The sequence below is a fragment of the Cellulomonas sp. WB94 genome, assembly GCF_003115775.1.
GTDB lineage: Bacteria > Actinomycetota > Actinomycetes > Actinomycetales > Cellulomonadaceae > Cellulomonas_A.
In genome coordinates this window covers 1,711,772-1,728,240 of sequence record NZ_QEES01000002.1, presented here as the reverse complement: position 1 = coordinate 1,728,240, position 16,469 = coordinate 1,711,772, and the positions used below count along the sequence as shown (strand labels likewise).

Sequence of the window (16,469 nt, the reverse complement as noted above, 5' to 3'; positions counted from 1 at the left end):
GCACGGCTCCGTCAGGCGCCCCAGGGGCGCGGTGCTCTCAGCTCAACAGCAGGAGCGGACGGCCAGGCAGCACATTCGGCGCGCGACGACGTCGCACGACGAACCACGGGTGCTCAGGCCTGACATGGCTGAATTTGACCACACACTGAGACGCGAGGGTGAGATGTGTCCACAGAGCGGGACGCAGGCGCGCGCACGGCGGGATGGGCGGACCCGTCCTACGGTGGATCCATGCGCATCGTCATCGCTGGGGGCATGGTCGGATCGCTCGGCGCCTGGCCCGGGCGCTCGTCGCACGCGGGGACACGCCCGTCGGGCTCGTCCGCAACCCGGACCACGTCGCCGACGTGCAGTCCGACGGATCGGGCGCCGTCGTGCTCGACCTCGAGACCGCGACCGTGCACGAGGTCGCGGGCGCTCTGTCCGGTGCCGACGCGGTCGTGTTCGCGGCCGGAGCGGGACCGGGCAGCGGTGCGGAGCGCAAGGACACGGTCGACCGGGGCGGCGCGTCGCTCGTGGCCGACGGCGCGACGCTGGCCGGGGTCCGCCGCTACGTGCTCGTGTCCTCGATGGGCGCAGGCAGCGAGCCGGCACCCGGGACCGACGCGGTGTTCGCCAGCTACCTGCGCGCCAAGAGCGCGAGCGAGGCGGACCTTGCCGGCAGGGATCTCGACTGGACCATCGTGCGCCCGGGCGCTCTGACCGACGCCGCGGGCTCCGGACGCGTCCGGCTGGACGAGGCGGTGCCGGCGGGGACCGTGTCGCGTGACGACGTCGCGGAGGTCATCGTCTCGCTGCTCCACGAACCACTGACTGCGGGGCTGGTGCTCGAGCTCACCTCGGGGGACGTGCCCGTCGAAGCCGCCGTGGCGGCGGTGATCGAGCGGGAGACCTGAGTCGCCCGCTCAGCGGTGCGGACCGTCACGACGCCGACGACGAACCCCTCGTTCGGCGCGTCCGCTGTCAGGACGCTCGTCCCCGCGACGGCCTGAGCGGCGATCCGCGTCTCGAGGAAGCCCTTCGCGTCGACACCGAGCGAGTTGGCGTAGTCCGAGCCGACCGCGGTCGAGTCGAAGGCGTTCGTGGCGTCGCCCGGGTCTTTACCTGACCCGTTCCACCGGACCGGGACGAGCGCGGTGCCGTCGAGCGTCAGCGTGTCGCCCGAACCGCCGCGGTCACCCTCCCAGACGACGGCGCCGATCCGCGCGGACTGCCCGGGGTCCGTGGCGACGACCAGGCTTGCTGACGACCCCATGTTCACGGTCATCGCGCCGTCGTGTACGACGACCGTCCCGGCCCCGGCGGAGCTGTCGGCGTAGACCACGACGAGTGCCCAACCGGCGTAGGCACCCTCGCCCGAGCCGACCCCGTTGGACGGGTCGGCGAACGTCCAGGACCCCCCACCGCCCTGGCGCACCTGGGCCGTCACGTCGGCGAACGCCTGGTACTCGTGGGTGCCGGCGGTGCCGCCCGAGTGGGCGAGCAGCGCGCCGGTGACGGCAGTCAGAACCTGCTTCGGTCCGGCGAGCCGAGCGCTCACGGGCTGCGTCGTCGGCGCTCCGCCCGAGGCCGCCCAGTACAGACCGGCGAAGGCGATCTCACGCCCGGCCGGGAGCTGGAGCTGCGAGGTCGAGGCGACCTTCGCGTCGGCGATCCCGTTCTCGAGGAGCGCCACCATCGGCAGGTCGTTGTTGTTGAGCGTCGGGCCCTTGCCGGTGAGCGCCGCGGTGCACTTCACGCTCGGCGTGCACGTCAGGAGCGGCGCGCCGATCTCCGTCACGTTCCACGTGCCCGTCAGCCCCGCCGTGCTGAACCTCGGCATGAGCCCGCCGGGTGCGACGACGACCCCCTCGGAGTCCTTCGCGGCCGGACCGTTCCCGCCCGACAGCGCGACGGCGACGTCGCCCGAGCCGGCGCTGACCGCACGCACGCCGAGCTGCACCTTCACGGACTGGGCGGGCGTGAGCGGTCCGAGGTCGCACGTGACGGTGGGTCCGTCCTTGGCCGCGGCGCACCCCGGCGTCGAGCCGGGGTCGAGCGCCGCGACGACCTGGGCCGGCAGGGTCACGGTCGCGCTCGACGAGGTGGCTGCCAGGTTGCCGTTGTTGAGGACCGTGAACGTCAGCGACGCCAGGTCGCCGACGGCGAACGTGCCGTCCGTCACGAGCGCGGTCGGTGCCGAGAGCTCGAGCGCCGCGGCGTGCACGGTCACGACGACGTCGACGGTCGAGCCGTCGGGACCGCCGAGCGGCACGACCCGCGCGCGGAAGACGGAGAGCGGGCCACGCACCGACCCGTCGGACGTGAGCCCGGCCGTGAGCACGACCGCCGCGCCGCGTGCGATGGTCGGCGTCGTGCACTCGATCGTCGCGTCCGTCGGCAGCACGTCCCGCGACGTGCCTGCGCCCACGCACGCCCAGTCGGGGGCAGCGACGGCGGGGGCGGTCCACCTCGCACCGGCAGGCAGGGTGAGGAGCACGCGGGCGTTCGACGCGTGGGTCTGACCGACGTTCGTCACCGTCACCGGAACGCGTGCCGGTGTTCCGGCGACCAGGTCGATCGCCGCCGACGACGTGGGCACCGTGACGCGCAGATCGGCCGGGGTCCGGATGTCGAGCGCGACCCGCACGCCCTGGCTGACCTGCGGCGCGTCGGGCGACAAGCTGACCAGCACCGCGGGCGACCCGGTCTGCACCGCGCCGGCCAGAGCGTAGAGCTCGATGTCGAGCCCGTCGGCCCCCCGCCCGGCGAGCTGCGGCCGCGTGCACGTCACGACCTCGCCGTCCGTGCCGGCAGACGCGTCGAACCCGCCCGGCCACACCGGTGTGCAGGTCCACGACCCGGACACGCCGGCGACATGGACCCTCGACGGGAGCTGCAGAGTGACGGTCGGGGTCGCGGCGGCGAGCTGCCCGGCGTTCGACAGCGCGAGGTGCAGGTTGCCGCGGCTCACGGGTGCCGCGCCCGGGACGTTCGCCGCGACCAGGGGGTCGACGGTGGTGGCGTCGAGACGTAGGCGCGCGACCGACGGCTTCATGGTCACCGGAGCCGTGAGCGTCCTCGGCTCGATCCCGGGGCCGCGGATGACGACGGAGATGGCGCTCGAGTCGTCCGGGCTCAGGTCCAGGTCCTCGCCGACCATGACCGTCAGCGTCAGTCGCGACGTCGCGCCGCTCGCGAGCAGGGCAAGTCGGCACGTCGCGTGCTGCGGGTCGGCTTCGGGCGTGCACGTCCAGTCCGTCGCGGGTGCGGCCGCCTCGAACCGTCCCGCCAGCACGAAGGACATGAGCGTCGTCGTCGTCGCTCCCGTGACGACCGCCCCGGCCGGGAGGGTCACGTCGGCGGTGAGATCGATGGCGTTAGCGGTGCCGGAGTTCGTCACCGTCAGGCTCACGGACTGCGCGGCGGCCTGCGCAGAGAGGGCGAGCGGCGCCGTCACGAGCTGGAAGGCCGGAGCCCCGGGGACGACGGGATCCGTGGTCGGCGCCGGCGTCGACGTCGCGACCGGGTCGGGCACGACCGGTGCCGGTACGACCGGGTCGACGACCGCGGGCGCCGTCGCGTCGGAGGTCGGCTGGGGAACCACGACCGACCCGGTGCCAGTGCCTGTGGTGCCGGACGGGATGGAGGTCGGGAGCGGCGTGGCGGCGTCGGTCGGGATGCCGGCCGGGGCGAGGACGGCGGCGTCGGTGGGGTTGACCGTGGGGCTGTCGGTCGGCCCGTCGGTCGGCGTCGTCGTCGGCGCGAGGTCCGACGCCGTCCCGGTTGGCTCGGGCGACTGCGTGCTCATGGCGACGGCCTCGGGTGGCGGTGCGGCGTCGGGCACCCCGGCGGAGAACACCCCGAGGAGACCCGCGACTCCGGCGGCCCCGGCGACGACCACAGCAGCCGCAGCCGCGACGATCCCGATCGGCAGCGATCCCAGGAATGCCGCGAGGCCGCCGGTCGCAGCGGTCGAACCGACGGCGGCCAGGGCGCCGGTGCCGGCGGCCGCACCTGCCCCTGCGCTGGCCCCTGCGCCGACCGTTGCGCCCGGACCGACGGTGGCGACGGCGCCCGTGCTCGCTGCACCGGAGGCCCCCGCACCACCCCCGGCAGCCGCACCGGAACCCACGCCTTGCGCACCAGCTCCAGCTCCAGCACCCGCCCCGGCACCGGCTCCCGCACCGCCGCCGGCCGAGGAGCCGTGGCCGAGCGCAGCGAGACCTGCAGCGATCCCGCCACCGACGGGCAGCGGATGGGTGAGCGCGCCGAGGCCGAGGACGCCGAGGACGAGCGGTGCGATGACGCCGCGCATGCCGTGGCTGACGTCGCCGAGCTCGAGAACGAGGGCGCGGCAACGGCCGCACGACTCGAGGTGCTCGTCGACCTGCGCGATCTCGCGACGGGCGAGCCCGCCGCGCACGTAGGACCCGAGCTTGCCCGCGACGTCGCGACAGCCCAGGTCGAGCGGCTGCTGCAGGTGCATCTGGAGGTACGCCTGCCGCAGACCCTCGCGCGCACGGTAGGCCAGCGCCGCGACGCCGTTGGCGGTCAGCCCGAGGAGCGGGGCGATCTGCGCCGGGGTGAGCGACTCGACCTCGGTGTACCAGAGCGCGGCCTGCCAGCGTTCGGGAAGCGTGCGGAACGCCCGGGCGACGAGGCCCCGCTCGAACCCGGCCAGGGCGGGGTTCTCGGTCGACTCCTGGTCGCCGAACGCGGCCTCGAACGTCGCGGCGTCGTCGGTCGGGGTGACGCGGCGGCCGCCTTCGACGCGGAGCATCCCGAGGCGGCGGATGACGGTGAACAGGTAGGCACGGAACGCGACGTCGGGGCCGCCCCCGCCCGAGACCACCGTCCACACCTTCGTGAACGCGTCGGCGACGACGTCCTCGGCGTCCGCCTGCGAGTTCGTGTACTGCCGGGCGACGGCCCACGCCGCACCGGCGTGCCGCTCGTAGAGCTGGCCGAACGCGCTGGAGTCACCGGAGCGGGCGGCCGTGATCAGCTCGGCGTCGCTGAGGATCGCACCGGCGACCTGCGCGTTGCTCGACACTCACCCCTCCTCGCCAGCGCTCGACCGCTGTGCGGCGCACAGCATCCGAGCCGGGGATGCGGCACGCATTCCGACGAATCGGTCGCCGTCGCCCTCAGGGTGCCACATCCGGACGATTCCCCGCATGTACCCGGCGCGAAGCATTCGTGCAATGAAGTGTCCAAACACGCGTCACGATCTGGTCGAACGCCCCTCTCATCTGTCGTGGACACACTGCGACCGGGCATCCCCGCGCTCCCGCCGAGTCTTCGCGAGAGCTGGCGGCACCAGAGTGAGCAGTCGGTGTGGCTCCGGCCGTCCGACTGGTATCACCCTGCCGTCGACGCTCTCGTCGAGGCCGTGCTCACAGGCGCCGACGCGTCGAGCGCCGCCGAACGCCTCGGCGCGGTCCGCGGGTTCGACGGCGTCGGCATCTCCGAGACCATCGACGACCTCGCGTGCCTGTACCGGTCGACCGGCCCCACCGAGCCGCCGCTCGCCGTCGTCCGCGCGCTCTGCGAGGGCTGGGCCGAGGCGCAGGCCGGCGTTCCGTCCTCCGGCTCGTGCGTCGATCCCGAGTCCGGCCTTCCGACCAGGGACTTCCTCGGCACCCGCCTGGCCGAGACGTACGGCGTGGCCGGACGCGCACGGTCCGCCGCGGACCTGACGCACTGCCTCCTGCTCGTCGACGTGGCCGCCGCGGAGGTCTCGCCGTGGACCCGCATGGCTCGCTCGGCCGCCGTCGGCTCGGCGCTGCGGGACGCGTACGGGGTCGGCCACCCGATGGCGACCTTGGGCGGCGGACTGTTCGCCATCCTCACCGAACGCGGCCCGAGTCTCGGCGCACAGGTCAGAGCCGTCCAGGTCCACGTCGCCCACCAGGCCCGGCTGCTCCAGGTCGAGGACCTCCTGCGTCAGCCGCCGCGGCTCTGGGTCGAGGCCCTCCCGGGCACGCACGAGCGCGCCGTCCAGCTGCTGACCGAGCTCTCCCGCTGACGCTCGCGGCCCCGACCTGGGGCGCAGCTGTTCTGCACGACAGCAGCCGATCCTGAGGCGACAAGGACATCCGCCGACGGCGGGACATATGCCGCGAACGCGGTTAACGTCTGTTCATGGGGATCAGGGGACTCGCCCATCGCAACGGTGGTCGCGGCGATCACTCGGCGGCCGGGTCGCGCGACGAACCGGCTGCTGAACTCTGGCCGCTCGTCGTCCATGGCCCTTCGGTCGCGTCCGGTCGTGACGCCGACGTCTTCGCTCTCGACGAGCAGCGCGTCCTGCGGCGTAACCGCTCGGGGCGGAGCACAGCGATCGAGGCGAGCATCGTCCGGCACGTCACGGCGCACGGGTTCCCGGCTCCGCTCGTGTACCGCGCCGAGGGTCCCGACCTCGAGATGGAGTGGCTCCACGGCCCGACCCTGCTCCAGTCGCTCGCAGCCGACCAGACCAGCGTGCGCGAGGCGGCCCGGATCCTCGCGGAGCTCCACGCGCGGCTCCACGCGATCCCGGCGATCGACCTACCAGGACGGCCCGCCCGGCTCGGTGAGGTGGTCGTCCACCTGGACCTCCACCCGGCGAACGTCGTGCTCACCGAGGCCCACGGCCCTTCCGTCGTGGACTGGGTGAACGCCCGCGCGGGCAGTGCGGCCCTCGACGTCGCCATGACCGCTCTGGTCATCGCGGAGGTGGCGGCCGACGCCGGCGGGGAGTACTCGGAGGCAGCGCGGGCTGTGCTCGCGGCCTTCCTGGCGGACGCCGGCGTCGATCCGCTGCCGGCCCTCGCCGAGGCGTCGAGGATGCGGTCGTGCGACCCGAGCCTGGTGATCGGTGAGCGGGACCTCGTGCCCGTCGCGGCCGAGCTCGTGCAGCACTTCGCCGAGTCGGTCCGGCACACCTGAACCAGAGAGCCGGACCGCAGCTGCACAGTCCGGCTCTCCGTGGTCAGAAGGTCAGGGCGTCAGAAGTCCCAGTCCTCGTCCTCGGTGTTGACGGCCTTGCCGATGACGTACGACGAGCCGGACCCCGAGAAGAAGTCGTGGTTCTCGTCGGCGTTGGGGCTCAGCGCCGAGAGGATCGCCGGGTTGACGTCCGTCTCGTCGCGCGGGAACAGCGCCTCGTAGCCGAGGTTCATGAGCGCCTTGTTGGCGTTGTAGCGCAGGAACTTCTTGACGTCCTCGGTCAGGCCGACACCGTCGTAGAGGTCCTGGGTGTACTCCACCTCGTTGTCGTACAGCTCGAAGAGCAGCTCGAACGTGTACTCCTTGATCGAGGCTCGCTCGGCCTCGGAGACCTTCTCGAGGCCCTTCTGGAACTTGTAGCCGATGTAGTACCCGTGCACGGCCTCGTCGCGGATGATCAGGCGGATGAGGTCGGCCGTGTTGGTGAGCTTTGCGCGGCTCGACCAGTACATGGGCAGGTAGAAGCCCGAGTAGAACAGGAACGACTCGAGCAGGGTCGACGCGACCTTGCGCTTGAGCGGGTCGTCGCCGCGGTAGTACTGCATGACGATCTCAGCCTTGCGCTGGAGGTTGGGGTTCTCCTCCGACCAGCGGAACGCGTCGTCGATCTCGGGCGTCGTGTTGAGCGTCGAGAAGATCGACGAGTACGACTTCGCGTGCACCGACTCCATGAACGCGATGTTGGTGTACACCGCCTCCTCGTGAGGCGTGATCGCGTCGGGGATCAGGCTCACCGCGCCGACCGTCCCCTGGATGGTGTCCAGGAGCGTCAGACCCGTGAACACCCGCGTCGTGAGCTGCTGCTCCTGCGGGGTCAGCGTCCCCCACGACTGGATGTCGTTGGACAGCGGGATCTTCTCGGGGATCCAGAAGTTGCCGACCAGGCGGTCCCAGACCTCGGCGTCCTTGTCGTCCTCGAGACGGTTCCAGTTGATGGCCTGGACACTGCTGACCAGCTTGAGCTTCTCGTGCATCACTTCTCCGTCGTCGTCGTGGCCCACCGCACCGCGGTCCTGCACCCAGCATGCGCTCCGCTCAGAGCATGCACGAGACGCAGCCCTCCACCTCGGTGCCCTCGAGCGCCTGCTGGCGCAGGCGGATGTAGTAGAGCGTCTTGATGCCCTTGCGCCACGCGTAGATCTGCGCCTTGTTGATGTCGCGCGTCGTCACGGTGTCCTTGAAGAACAGCGTCAGGGACAGGCCCTGGTCGACGTGCTGGGTGGCCTCGGCGTACGTGTCGATGATCTTCTCGTAGCCGATCTCGTACGCGTCGTCGTAGTACTCGAGGTTGTCGTTCGTCAGGAAGGGCGCCGGGTAGTAGACACGCCCGATCTTGCCCTCCTTGCGGATCTCGATCTTCGAGGCGACCGGGTGGATCGACGACGTCGAGTGGTTGATGTAGGAGATCGAGCCCGTCGGGGGGACGGCCTGGAGGTTCTGGTTGTACAGGCCATGCGCCTGGACGGACGCCGACAGCGCCGTCCAGTCGTCCTGCGTCGGGATCGCGACACCGGCCTTCTCGAACAGCTCACGCACCTTCGCCGTCTTGGGCTCCCAGGTCCGGGACACGTACTTCTCGAAGTAGGCACCCGTCGCGTACGTCGAGTCCTCGAAGCCGTCGAACGCCTTGTTCCGCTCGATCGCGAGCCGGTTCGACGCACGGATCGCGTGGTACGCGACCGTGTAGAAGTACATGTTCGTGAAGTCGAGGCCCTCGGCGGACCCGTAGTGCACGCGCTCGCGCGCCAGGTAGCCGTGCAGGTTCATCTGCCCGAGGCCGATCGCGTGGCCGCCGGCGTTGGCCCGCTTGACGGACGGGACCGACTCGATGCTCGTCTGGTCCGAGACCGCGGTGAGGGCACGGATCGCGACCTCGACGGTGCGGCCGAAGTCGGGCGAGTCCATCGCGAGCGCGATGTTCATCGAGCCGAGGTTGCAGGAGATGTCGCGGCCGACGTGGCTGTACGACAGGTCCTCGTTGTACGTCGACGGCGTCGAGACCTGGAGGATCTCGGAGCACAGGTTCGAGTGCGTGATCTTCCCCTTGATGGGGTTGGCCTTGTTCACCGTGTCCTCGAACATGAGGTACGGGTAGCCGGACTCGAACTGCAGCTCGGCGAGCGTCTGGAAGAACTCGCGCGCGTCGATCCGCGTCTTGTGGATCCGCGCGTCGTCGACCATCTCGTGGTACTTCTCGGACACCGAGATGTCCGCGAACGACACGCCGTAGACCCGCTCGACGTCGTACGGCGAGAACAGGTACATCGGCTCGTTCTTGCGGGCGAGCTCGAACGTGATGTCGGGGATGACGACGCCGAGGGACAGCGTCTTGATGCGGATCTTCTCGTCGGCGTTCTCACGCTTCGTGTCGAGGAACCGCATGATGTCGGGGTGGTGCGCGTGCAGGTACACCGCGCCGGCGCCCTGACGCGCGCCGAGCTGGTTCGCGTACGAGAAGGAGTCTTCGAGGAGCTTCATCACGGGGATGACGCCGGACGACTGGTTCTCGATGTGCTTGATCGGCGCACCGTGCTCGCGGATGTTGCTCAGGAGCAGCGCGACGCCGCCGCCGCGCTTGGAGAGCTGCAGCGCGGAGTTGATGCCGCGCGCGATGGACTCCATGTTGTCCTCGATGCGGAGCAGGAAGCAGGAGACGGCCTCGCCGCGCTGCGCCTTGCCCGAGTTGAGGAAGGTCGGGGTCGCGGGCTGGAACCGGCCCGAGATGATCTCGTCGACGATCGAGATCGCGACGTCCTGGTCGCCGTCGGCAAGCGTGAGGGCGACCATGCAGACGCGGTCCTCGAAGCGCTCGAGGTAGCGCTTCCCGTCGAACGTCTTGAGCGTGTACGACGTGTAGTACTTGAACGCGCCGAGGAACGTCTGGAACCGGAACTTCTTCGAGTACGCGTGCTCGAACAGGCTCTTGATGAACGCGGCGTCGTACTTGGCGAGGATCGCGGGCTCGTAGTACTTGTTCTCGACCAGGTACTCGAGCTTCTCCGCGAGGTCGTGGAAGAAGACGGTGTTCTGGTTGACGTGCTGCAGGAAGTACTGCCGCGCGGCCTCACGGTCCTTGTCGAACTGGATCTTGCCGTCCGGGCCGTAGAGGTTGAGCATCGCGTTGAGCGAGTGGTAGTCCATCTGCGTCGTCACGCCGGGGTCGGTCACTGTCGCTGCCAAAATGTCCTCAATCCTTCGCGGACGCGGATGACGTCCTCGTTCGTTCCCAGGAGCTCGAAGGCGTACAGGTACGGGACCTGGCACTTCGCGGCGACGATGTCTCCCGCGATGCAGTACGCCGCTCCGAAGTTGGTGTTGCCTGCCGCGATGACGCCGCGGAGGTGTGATCTGTTGTCCTCGTCGTTGAGGAACTTGACGACCTGCCGCGGGACGGCGCCGCCTTCGTTGCCGCCGCCGTAGGTGGGGACCACCAGGACGTACGGCTCATGGACCTTCAGGAAGGGCTGCTTGGGGGTCAGCGGGATCCGGTGCGCGTCGAACCCGAGCCGCTCGACGAACCGGCGCGTGTTCTCCGAGACGCTGGAGAAGTAGACAAGTGAGCTCATGTTGCTGCCCCCGAGTCTCGGACGGTTCAGTGGTTCTCGGGCCCAGGTGACGCCGTGGGAGCGGGTCGGGCTGTGCGGCGCCGGGCCGCGGGTGCGGCCGGGCGCCGGCGACGGTCAGGCGACGGCGACGGCCATGCGCTCGGCGAGCGCCTTGATCTGGTCCGGCCGGTAGCCCGACCAGTGGTGACCGTCGGCGACGACGACGGGAGCCTGCAGGTGACCGAGCGACATGACGTAGTCACGGGCGTCGGAGTCCTGGCTGATGTCGACGACCTCGTAGTCGAAGCCCAGCTTGTCCATGGCGCGGTACGTCGCGCTGCACTGCACGCAGGACGGCTTGCTGTAGACCGTGATCGTCATCGTGGCTCCCCCGAGTCAGTGAGTTGATGGTGGTTCTTCGTGGTGTCAGTCATCCATGTTCAGGTCCGCATGCCCCCGCTGCGGATGAGAGATGACACTACACCTAGTGGTCGGACATGCACCTCACCACAACTCCTAGTGTTACAGCAGTGTCGTTTTTCACCCTCTGTGGATAACCGAGCGTATCTCGAGGCACTGACAGAGCCCCGGACCTGGACGTTCATGGCCGTCCACAGGCGGTTCACACCACCGTCCACAACACCCTCCACAGCCGGGTCGCGGCTGCCCGTCCGATTCGTCCCGCGCGTCGTCCGTCCGACGCCCCGGCGCGCCGCGTCGGATCCGCATCCGGTGCGCGTACGCGATGCTGGGCGCGTGCAGATCACGGTCCTGGGGAGCCTCGCGGTGGACGGCACGGCCGTGCGCGGGCAACGGCTCTCCGACCTCGTGCGCGCGCTCGTCGACGCGCGGGGGCGGGTCGTCCCGCACGCGTCGCTCGTGGAGTCGGTGTGGCACGGCTCACCGCCCGACGACGGGGTCGGCGCGCTGCAGGCCCTCGTCGCGCGCGCGCGTCGCGCCGGGCTTGCGGTCGTCACAGCGACCGAGGGCTACCGCCTGCCGCTCGACGGCCTCACGGTCGACGTCCTCGAGGCGGAGGCGCTCCTCTCGCGCGGACGACGTGATCTCGGCGCGGGCTCCCCGAGCACAGCCCTTGACGCCGCGCGTGCCGCACGGGCGCTCTTCGACGACCCCGCCGCAGCCGCCTCGGCCTGGGCGAGCAACGCCACGGTGGGCTCCCTCGCGGACGGCCAGGTCGCGGCGCGGACCGCCCGGCTGCTCGCCGACGTCGTCGCGCTGCGGACCGAGGCCGAGCTCGCGACGGGCGAGGTCGGCGCGCTCGACGACCTGCGCGCGCTCGCGCTGCGGACCCCGCCCGACGAGCCGCTCGTCGCGCTGCTCGTCCGGGCGCTCGCCGCCCAGGGGCGGGACGCCGAGGCGCTCCACGTCATCGACCAGCTCCGGTCCGAGCTCGCCGAGCAGTACGGGACGGACCCGTCGCCCGTCGTCGCTGCGGTGCACCTCGCGCTCCTGCGGGGGGAGCTGGCCTCCCCTGGGCCGGCCGCGAACCCGTCGGCCACCCCGGCCGTACCCGAGCCGCACCAGGCGCGCACCCCCGCCGCGTGGCGCCGCGCGCTGACGACGCTCGTCGGGCGGGAGGGCGACCTCCAGCAGATCGAGGACGAGCTCGCGCGCGAGCCGCTCGTCACGCTCGTCGCCGTCGGTGGCGCCGGCAAGACCCGGCTCGCGCTCGAGCTCGCGAGGCGTGCGGGCGCCCGCGGCGAGGACGTCCACGCGGTCGAGCTCGCCGGGCTGCGGGACTCCGACGAGGTCCTCCCGGCACTGCTGACCGCGCTCGGCGCCTCCGAGTCGACGTCGGACGCCGAGCGACCGCAGGTGCGCCGCATGCTGACCCCCGAGGACCGGCTGCGCCGTGCGGTCGCCGACGTGCACGGGCTGCTCGTCCTGGACAACTGCGAGCAGGTGCTCGACGGCGCAGCGACGGCCGTCGCCGGTCTGCTCGCTGCCGCACCGGCCGACCTGCACGTCCTGGCGACGAGCCGGTCCGCGCTCGGCGTCGCGGGCGAGCGGGTCCACCCGGTGCTCGCGCTGCCGGACGACGTCGCCGTGGGGCTCCTCGAGACCCGGGCGCGCGCCGGGCGACCCACGCTCGCCTGGGACCCGGAGACCGCGCTCGAGCTGTGCCGACGCCTGGACCACCTCCCGCTCGCGATCGAGCTCGCCGCCGCGCGCCTGCGCACCATGCCGCTCGACGACGTGCTCGCGGGCGTCGTCGACCGGTTCGGCCTGCTCGACGACGCGCTGCGGGGCCTCCCCGACCAGCACGCCGGGCTCTGGGCGATGGTCGACTGGAGCTGGACGCTGCTCGCAGCCGACGACCGCGCCCTCCTCGCGACCCTGTCGGTCTTCCCCGCGCCGTTCACCGCCGACGCAGCCGAGGCGGTCGCCGTCGACCCGGCGGGCCCGGGCTCGGACGTGCGACGAGGCCTCGCGACGCTCGTCGAGCACTCGCTCCTCACGCTCGAGGACTCCGGCCCCCAGACCGGCGGTGCTCGCTACCGGATGCTCGAGACCGTGCGCGAGTACGGCGCGGCCCGGCTCGGCACCGACGCGGGCCGCACCGCGGTGATGGCGCGGCTCGCGTCCTGGGCGGCGGCCACGGCGAGCGCTCACGGCCGACGGCTCGCGGGCGCGGGGCAGCTCGACGCGCTCGCCGGCCTCACGGCCGACCAGGAGACGCTCATGGAGGCGCTGCGCTGGGCGGTCGCCGAGGACCACGAGCGTGAGGCGTACGCGATCGGTGCGGCGCTGCTGCTCTCCTGGAGCGCGCGGGGGCTCCACGCCGAGGCATTGACCTGGGCCCGCCTCGTGCTCCAGGGCGACTCGGCGGCGCGGGGCGCGTCGGCTGCGGTACGCACGCGCTCTGCGACGGGACAAGGAACCCGCGACGACGACACGCCGGCACCCGACGACATCGCGACGGTCGCTCTCCTGGCGGTGCTCAGCGGCGGCATCGCGGGCGACCTGCGCACACTCGTGCTCGGCCGCCGGGCCGCGGCACGCGTCCTGACCCAGCACCCTGACCGGCTCTCGCACGGCGTCAGGTCGCTGCTGCTCGCACTGAACGACGTGCTGCGCGCCTCCGTCTCGCTCGACCCCTCGTCACTCACGCCCGCAACCGCGAAGCTGATCGACGACGACGACCCCCGCCTCCGCGGCCTCGGATTCCTCCTGCGGTCAGGCTCGCGGGAGAACCTGGGCGAGATCGCCGGAGCCCTCGAGGACGCGCGCGCCGCGTTCGACCAGTTCGAGGAGACCGGCAACCACTGGGGCATGGCGATCGCGGCGCAGGGGCTCGGGCTCTGGAAGAGCGGCCCGGGTGGGACGGATCCCGATCCCTGGCTCGTCGTCGCGCAGGAGAACTTCGAGCTCATCGGGGCCGCGCAGGACGCCCGGTCGATCGCCGTCGCCCGGGTCGTCAACGCCGCTGTCAGGGGCGACATCGACGCACGTCCCGCCCTCGAGGAGGTCGTCGTGTCCGGCGCGCACGACGTGAGCACGCGCGCGCAGGCGCTCAGCGGTCTCGCCGCGCTCGATGCCGCGGGCGGACGGTGGGACGACGCCATTGCACGCGCCGACGAGGCAGTCGCGATGACCACCGACTCGCGGCCGGGCGCCCCGCAGGCCCGGGTCGTGTACCAGGGTGCTGCCGCCCGGATGCGGATCCGCTCGGGGCGCCCGGCCGCGGTGCGCGAGGGCATCGCGCTGCTCGCCGGCGCCCTGCCCGACGCGCTCGCGACGCACGACGTGCCTGTCGCGAGCACCATCGCGCTCGGGTACGCCGAGCTGGCCGCGTACCTCGGCGACGACGAGCGGGCCAGAGAGCTCTGGTCGCTCGCGATGCGCCTCGGGTCGCACAACGCGATGCTCTTCGGGAGCTCCGAGGGTGCGCTCGCGATCGCGCTGGGCGACGACGCGTCGCGGGCCGGGCTTCGCACGCGGGCCGAGGCGCTGACGAGCGCCGAGGTGACCGCCCGGCTCACCGCGATGCTGAGCGGCGAGCACGGCACGGTCACCTCGGCGCCGTCGTCGGGCACCTAGACGCGGCGGCGGTAGGCGCGCATCGCGAGCGGCACGAAGACCACCAGGAGCCCCGCGCACCACGTGAGCGTCCACAGCACGGGACCTGCCACGGGGCCGCCGAGGAACAGCCCGCGCATCGCGTCGACGAGGTGGGTCAGCGGGTTGACGCGGACGAACCCCTGCATCCAGCCGGGCAGCGACCCGGTGCCGACGAACACGCTCGAGGCGAAGCTCAGCGGCATGATCAGCAGGAACATGATCCCCTGGACGGCGCCTGACGTGCGGGCCTTCATCCCGACGAAGACCGACACCCAGCTCAGGCTGAGCGCGAAGGCCACGGCGAGCAGGCACCCGCCGACCATGCTCAGGACGTTGGTGCCGATGCGGAAGCCCATCGCGTACCCCACGAGGAGCGTCGACATCGTGACGATGACGTACCGCACGACGTCACCGAGCACCGCGCCGACGAGCGGCGCCGACCGCGGGATCGGCAGCGACCGGAACCGGTCGAAGATCCCCTTCTCCAGGTCGGTGTTGAGGTTGACGCCGATCATGATCGCCGCCTGGGCGATCGTCTGGCCGAGGATCCCGGGGAGCAGGAACTGCAGGTAGTCGTGGGTCGAGCCGGCGACGGCGCCGCCGAAGATGTAGACGAAGATCACGAGGAAGATCGCCGGCTGCAGCGTGACGTCGATGAGCGCCTCGGGCGTGCGCCACGTCTTGATCAGGCTCCGCTTGGCGAGCGAGAGCGAGTGCCGGACGAGCGGGAACGGGCGCGGTGACGCACCCAGGGCGTGCTCCCGCATCGGGACGGTCGGCAGCGGGTGAGCGGGGACGGATGGGACGGGTGCGGGTGCGCGGGTGACGGTGGACATCACGCGGCCTCCTTCGTGGTCGGGGTGGCGGACTCGTCGTCGTGCTGAGGACGGCCCGTGAGGCTGAAGAAGACGTCGTCGAGGCTGGGCAGGTGCAGCGCGAGCTCGGTCACGCCGATCCCCGCGGACGCGAGGCGCTCGACGGTGGCTCCCAGCGCGGTGTCGTCGGACACGGGGACGGCGAGCACGCCGCGCCGAGGCTCGTCGGCGGCACCGGCGGTCGAGACCCGGCCGAGGATGGCCGCGGTCTCGGCAAGACGTGCCGGGTCCGTGGGTCGGACCTCGAGCGTCTGGCCGCCGACGATGCGCTTGAGCCCGTCGGGGGTGTCGTGCGCGATGACGCGGCCGTGGTCGATCACCGTGATCTCGTCCGCGAGCGCGTCGGCCTCCTCGAGGTACTGGGTCGTGAGGAGGACGGTCGAGCCCTCGGCCACGAGCGACCGGACGACGTCCCACATGCCCTCGCGCTTGGCCGGGTCGAGCCCGGTCGTCGGCTCGTCGAGGAAGATGATCTCGGGGTGCCCGACGAGGCTCGCCGCGAGGTCGAGGCGCCGGCGCATGCCGCCCGAGAACGTCTTGGCGGGGCGGTCGGCGGCCTCGGTCAGGTCGAACCACTCGAGCAGCTCGGCGGCCCGAGCACGCGCCGCCGGGCGGGACAGGTCGAGCAGCGCGCCGATGAGCGCGAGGTTCTGCCGGCCCGTAAGGTCCTCGTCGACCGAGGCGTACTGCCCGGTCAGGCCGATCCGCTGCCGGACCTTCTCGGGGTTCTTGGCGACGTCGAAGCCCGCGACGCGCGCGCTGCCCGCATCGGGGGTCAGGAGCGTCGCGAGGATGCGGACCGCGGTCGTCTTGCCCGCCCCGTTGGGGCCGAGCACGCCGAGAACGGTCCCGCGACGGACAGCCAGGTCGACGCCCTGCAGGGCCTTCGTCCGGCCGAAGTGCTTGACGAGGCCGTGAGCCTCGATCACCAGGTCGTGTGTCATGCCTCGACGATGCAGGCACCCGTCGACACGCCACCGACACGGCATCGCGC

Annotated in this window: 10 protein-coding genes and 1 pseudogene; 4 read left to right on the top strand and 7 right to left on the bottom strand. The window is 71.8% G+C overall.

Features of this window, described 5'->3' with window-relative positions; translation table 11 throughout:
• Positions 1–203: 203 nt before the first annotated feature.
• Positions 204–896, top strand: a complete 693-nt coding sequence (locus DDP54_RS18620) for an NAD(P)-binding oxidoreductase (protein WP_242448307.1) — start codon at positions 204–206, stop codon at positions 894–896.
• 3,449 nt (positions 897–4,345) lie between these two features.
• On the opposite strand, the pseudogene DDP54_RS18615 reads toward DDP54_RS18620, so the two are convergent.
• Positions 4,346–5,035, bottom strand: a pseudogene (locus tag DDP54_RS18615) (sigma-70 family RNA polymerase sigma factor); the annotation flags it as partial.
• Between the two features lie 204 nt (positions 5,036–5,239).
• Between DDP54_RS18615 and DDP54_RS18185 the strand changes: the two are divergent.
• Positions 5,240–6,010 carry a hypothetical protein gene (locus DDP54_RS18185; protein ID WP_109131468.1) on the top strand — a complete coding sequence of 257 codons (771 nt, stop codon included), beginning with the start codon at positions 5,240–5,242 and terminating at the stop codon, positions 6,008–6,010.
• 116 nt (positions 6,011–6,126) lie between these two features.
• Positions 6,127–6,912, top strand: a complete 786-nt coding sequence (locus DDP54_RS09075) for a phosphotransferase (protein WP_109131467.1) — start codon at positions 6,127–6,129, stop codon at positions 6,910–6,912.
• 59 nt (positions 6,913–6,971) lie between these two features.
• Here the strand turns inward: DDP54_RS09075 and nrdF are convergent, their stop codons facing one another.
• From nrdF to nrdH, 4 genes are all read right to left on the bottom strand, one after another.
• The gene (nrdF, locus tag DDP54_RS09070; protein ID WP_109132470.1) at positions 6,972–7,946 is read right to left on the bottom strand and encodes a class 1b ribonucleoside-diphosphate reductase subunit beta; all 975 of its coding nucleotides are present in this window, start codon (positions 7,944–7,946) and stop codon (positions 6,972–6,974) included.
• Positions 7,947–8,007: 61 nt separating this feature from the next.
• Entirely contained in the window at positions 8,008–10,113 is a 2,106-nt protein-coding gene (nrdE, locus tag DDP54_RS09065) for a class 1b ribonucleoside-diphosphate reductase subunit alpha (RefSeq protein ID WP_109132469.1), read from the bottom strand.
• 23 nt (positions 10,114–10,136) lie between these two features.
• Positions 10,137–10,538: a class Ib ribonucleoside-diphosphate reductase assembly flavoprotein NrdI gene (gene nrdI, locus DDP54_RS09060; RefSeq protein WP_109131466.1), complete on the bottom strand. Its 402-nt coding sequence runs from the start codon at positions 10,536–10,538 to the stop codon at positions 10,137–10,139.
• A 114-nt stretch (positions 10,539–10,652) separates the two neighbouring features.
• Positions 10,653–10,898: a glutaredoxin-like protein NrdH gene (nrdH, locus tag DDP54_RS09055; RefSeq protein ID WP_109131465.1), complete on the bottom strand. Its 246-nt coding sequence runs from the start codon at positions 10,896–10,898 to the stop codon at positions 10,653–10,655.
• A gap of 375 nt (positions 10,899–11,273) precedes the next feature.
• On the opposite strand from nrdH, the gene DDP54_RS09050 reads away from it, so the two are divergent.
• Positions 11,274–14,579: a BTAD domain-containing putative transcriptional regulator gene (locus tag DDP54_RS09050; protein ID WP_109131464.1), complete on the top strand. Its 3,306-nt coding sequence runs from the start codon at positions 11,274–11,276 to the stop codon at positions 14,577–14,579.
• On the opposite strand, the gene DDP54_RS09045 is transcribed toward DDP54_RS09050, so the two are convergent.
• Together DDP54_RS09045 and DDP54_RS09040 are read right to left on the bottom strand one after the other, a co-directional pair.
• On the bottom strand, positions 14,576–15,436 hold the full coding sequence (locus DDP54_RS09045; RefSeq protein ID WP_109132468.1) for an ABC transporter permease: 861 nt from the start codon (positions 15,434–15,436) through the stop codon (positions 14,576–14,578). The genes DDP54_RS09050 and DDP54_RS09045 overlap by 4 nt on opposite strands.
• The gene (locus DDP54_RS09040; RefSeq protein WP_109132467.1) at positions 15,436–16,419 is read right to left on the bottom strand and encodes an ATP-binding cassette domain-containing protein; all 984 of its coding nucleotides are present in this window, start codon (positions 16,417–16,419) and stop codon (positions 15,436–15,438) included. The genes DDP54_RS09045 and DDP54_RS09040 overlap by 1 nt, the downstream gene beginning before the upstream one ends.
• Positions 16,420–16,469 lie beyond the last annotated feature (50 nt).

Excerpts from the sequence above, each read along its gene's own strand:
- DDP54_RS18620 (WP_242448307.1), top strand. The coding sequence starts at position 204 with ATGGGCGGACCCGTCCTACGGTGGATCCATGCGCATCGTCATCGCTGG.
- DDP54_RS09075 (WP_109131467.1), top strand. The coding sequence starts at position 6,127 with ATGGGGATCAGGGGACTCGCCCATCGCAACGGTGGTCGCGGCGATCAC.
- nrdF (WP_109132470.1), bottom strand. The coding sequence starts at position 7,946 with ATGCACGAGAAGCTCAAGCTGGTCAGCAGTGTCCAGGCCATCAACTGG.
- nrdE (WP_109132469.1), bottom strand. The coding sequence starts at position 10,113 with ATGGACTACCACTCGCTCAACGCGATGCTCAACCTCTACGGCCCGGAC.
- nrdI (WP_109131466.1), bottom strand. The coding sequence starts at position 10,538 with ATGAGCTCACTTGTCTACTTCTCCAGCGTCTCGGAGAACACGCGCCGG.
- nrdH (WP_109131465.1), bottom strand. The coding sequence starts at position 10,898 with ATGACGATCACGGTCTACAGCAAGCCGTCCTGCGTGCAGTGCAGCGCG.
- DDP54_RS09045 (WP_109132468.1), bottom strand. The coding sequence starts at position 15,436 with ATGTCCACCGTCACCCGCGCACCCGCACCCGTCCCATCCGTCCCCGCT.
- DDP54_RS09040 (WP_109132467.1), bottom strand. The coding sequence starts at position 16,419 with ATGACACACGACCTGGTGATCGAGGCTCACGGCCTCGTCAAGCACTTC.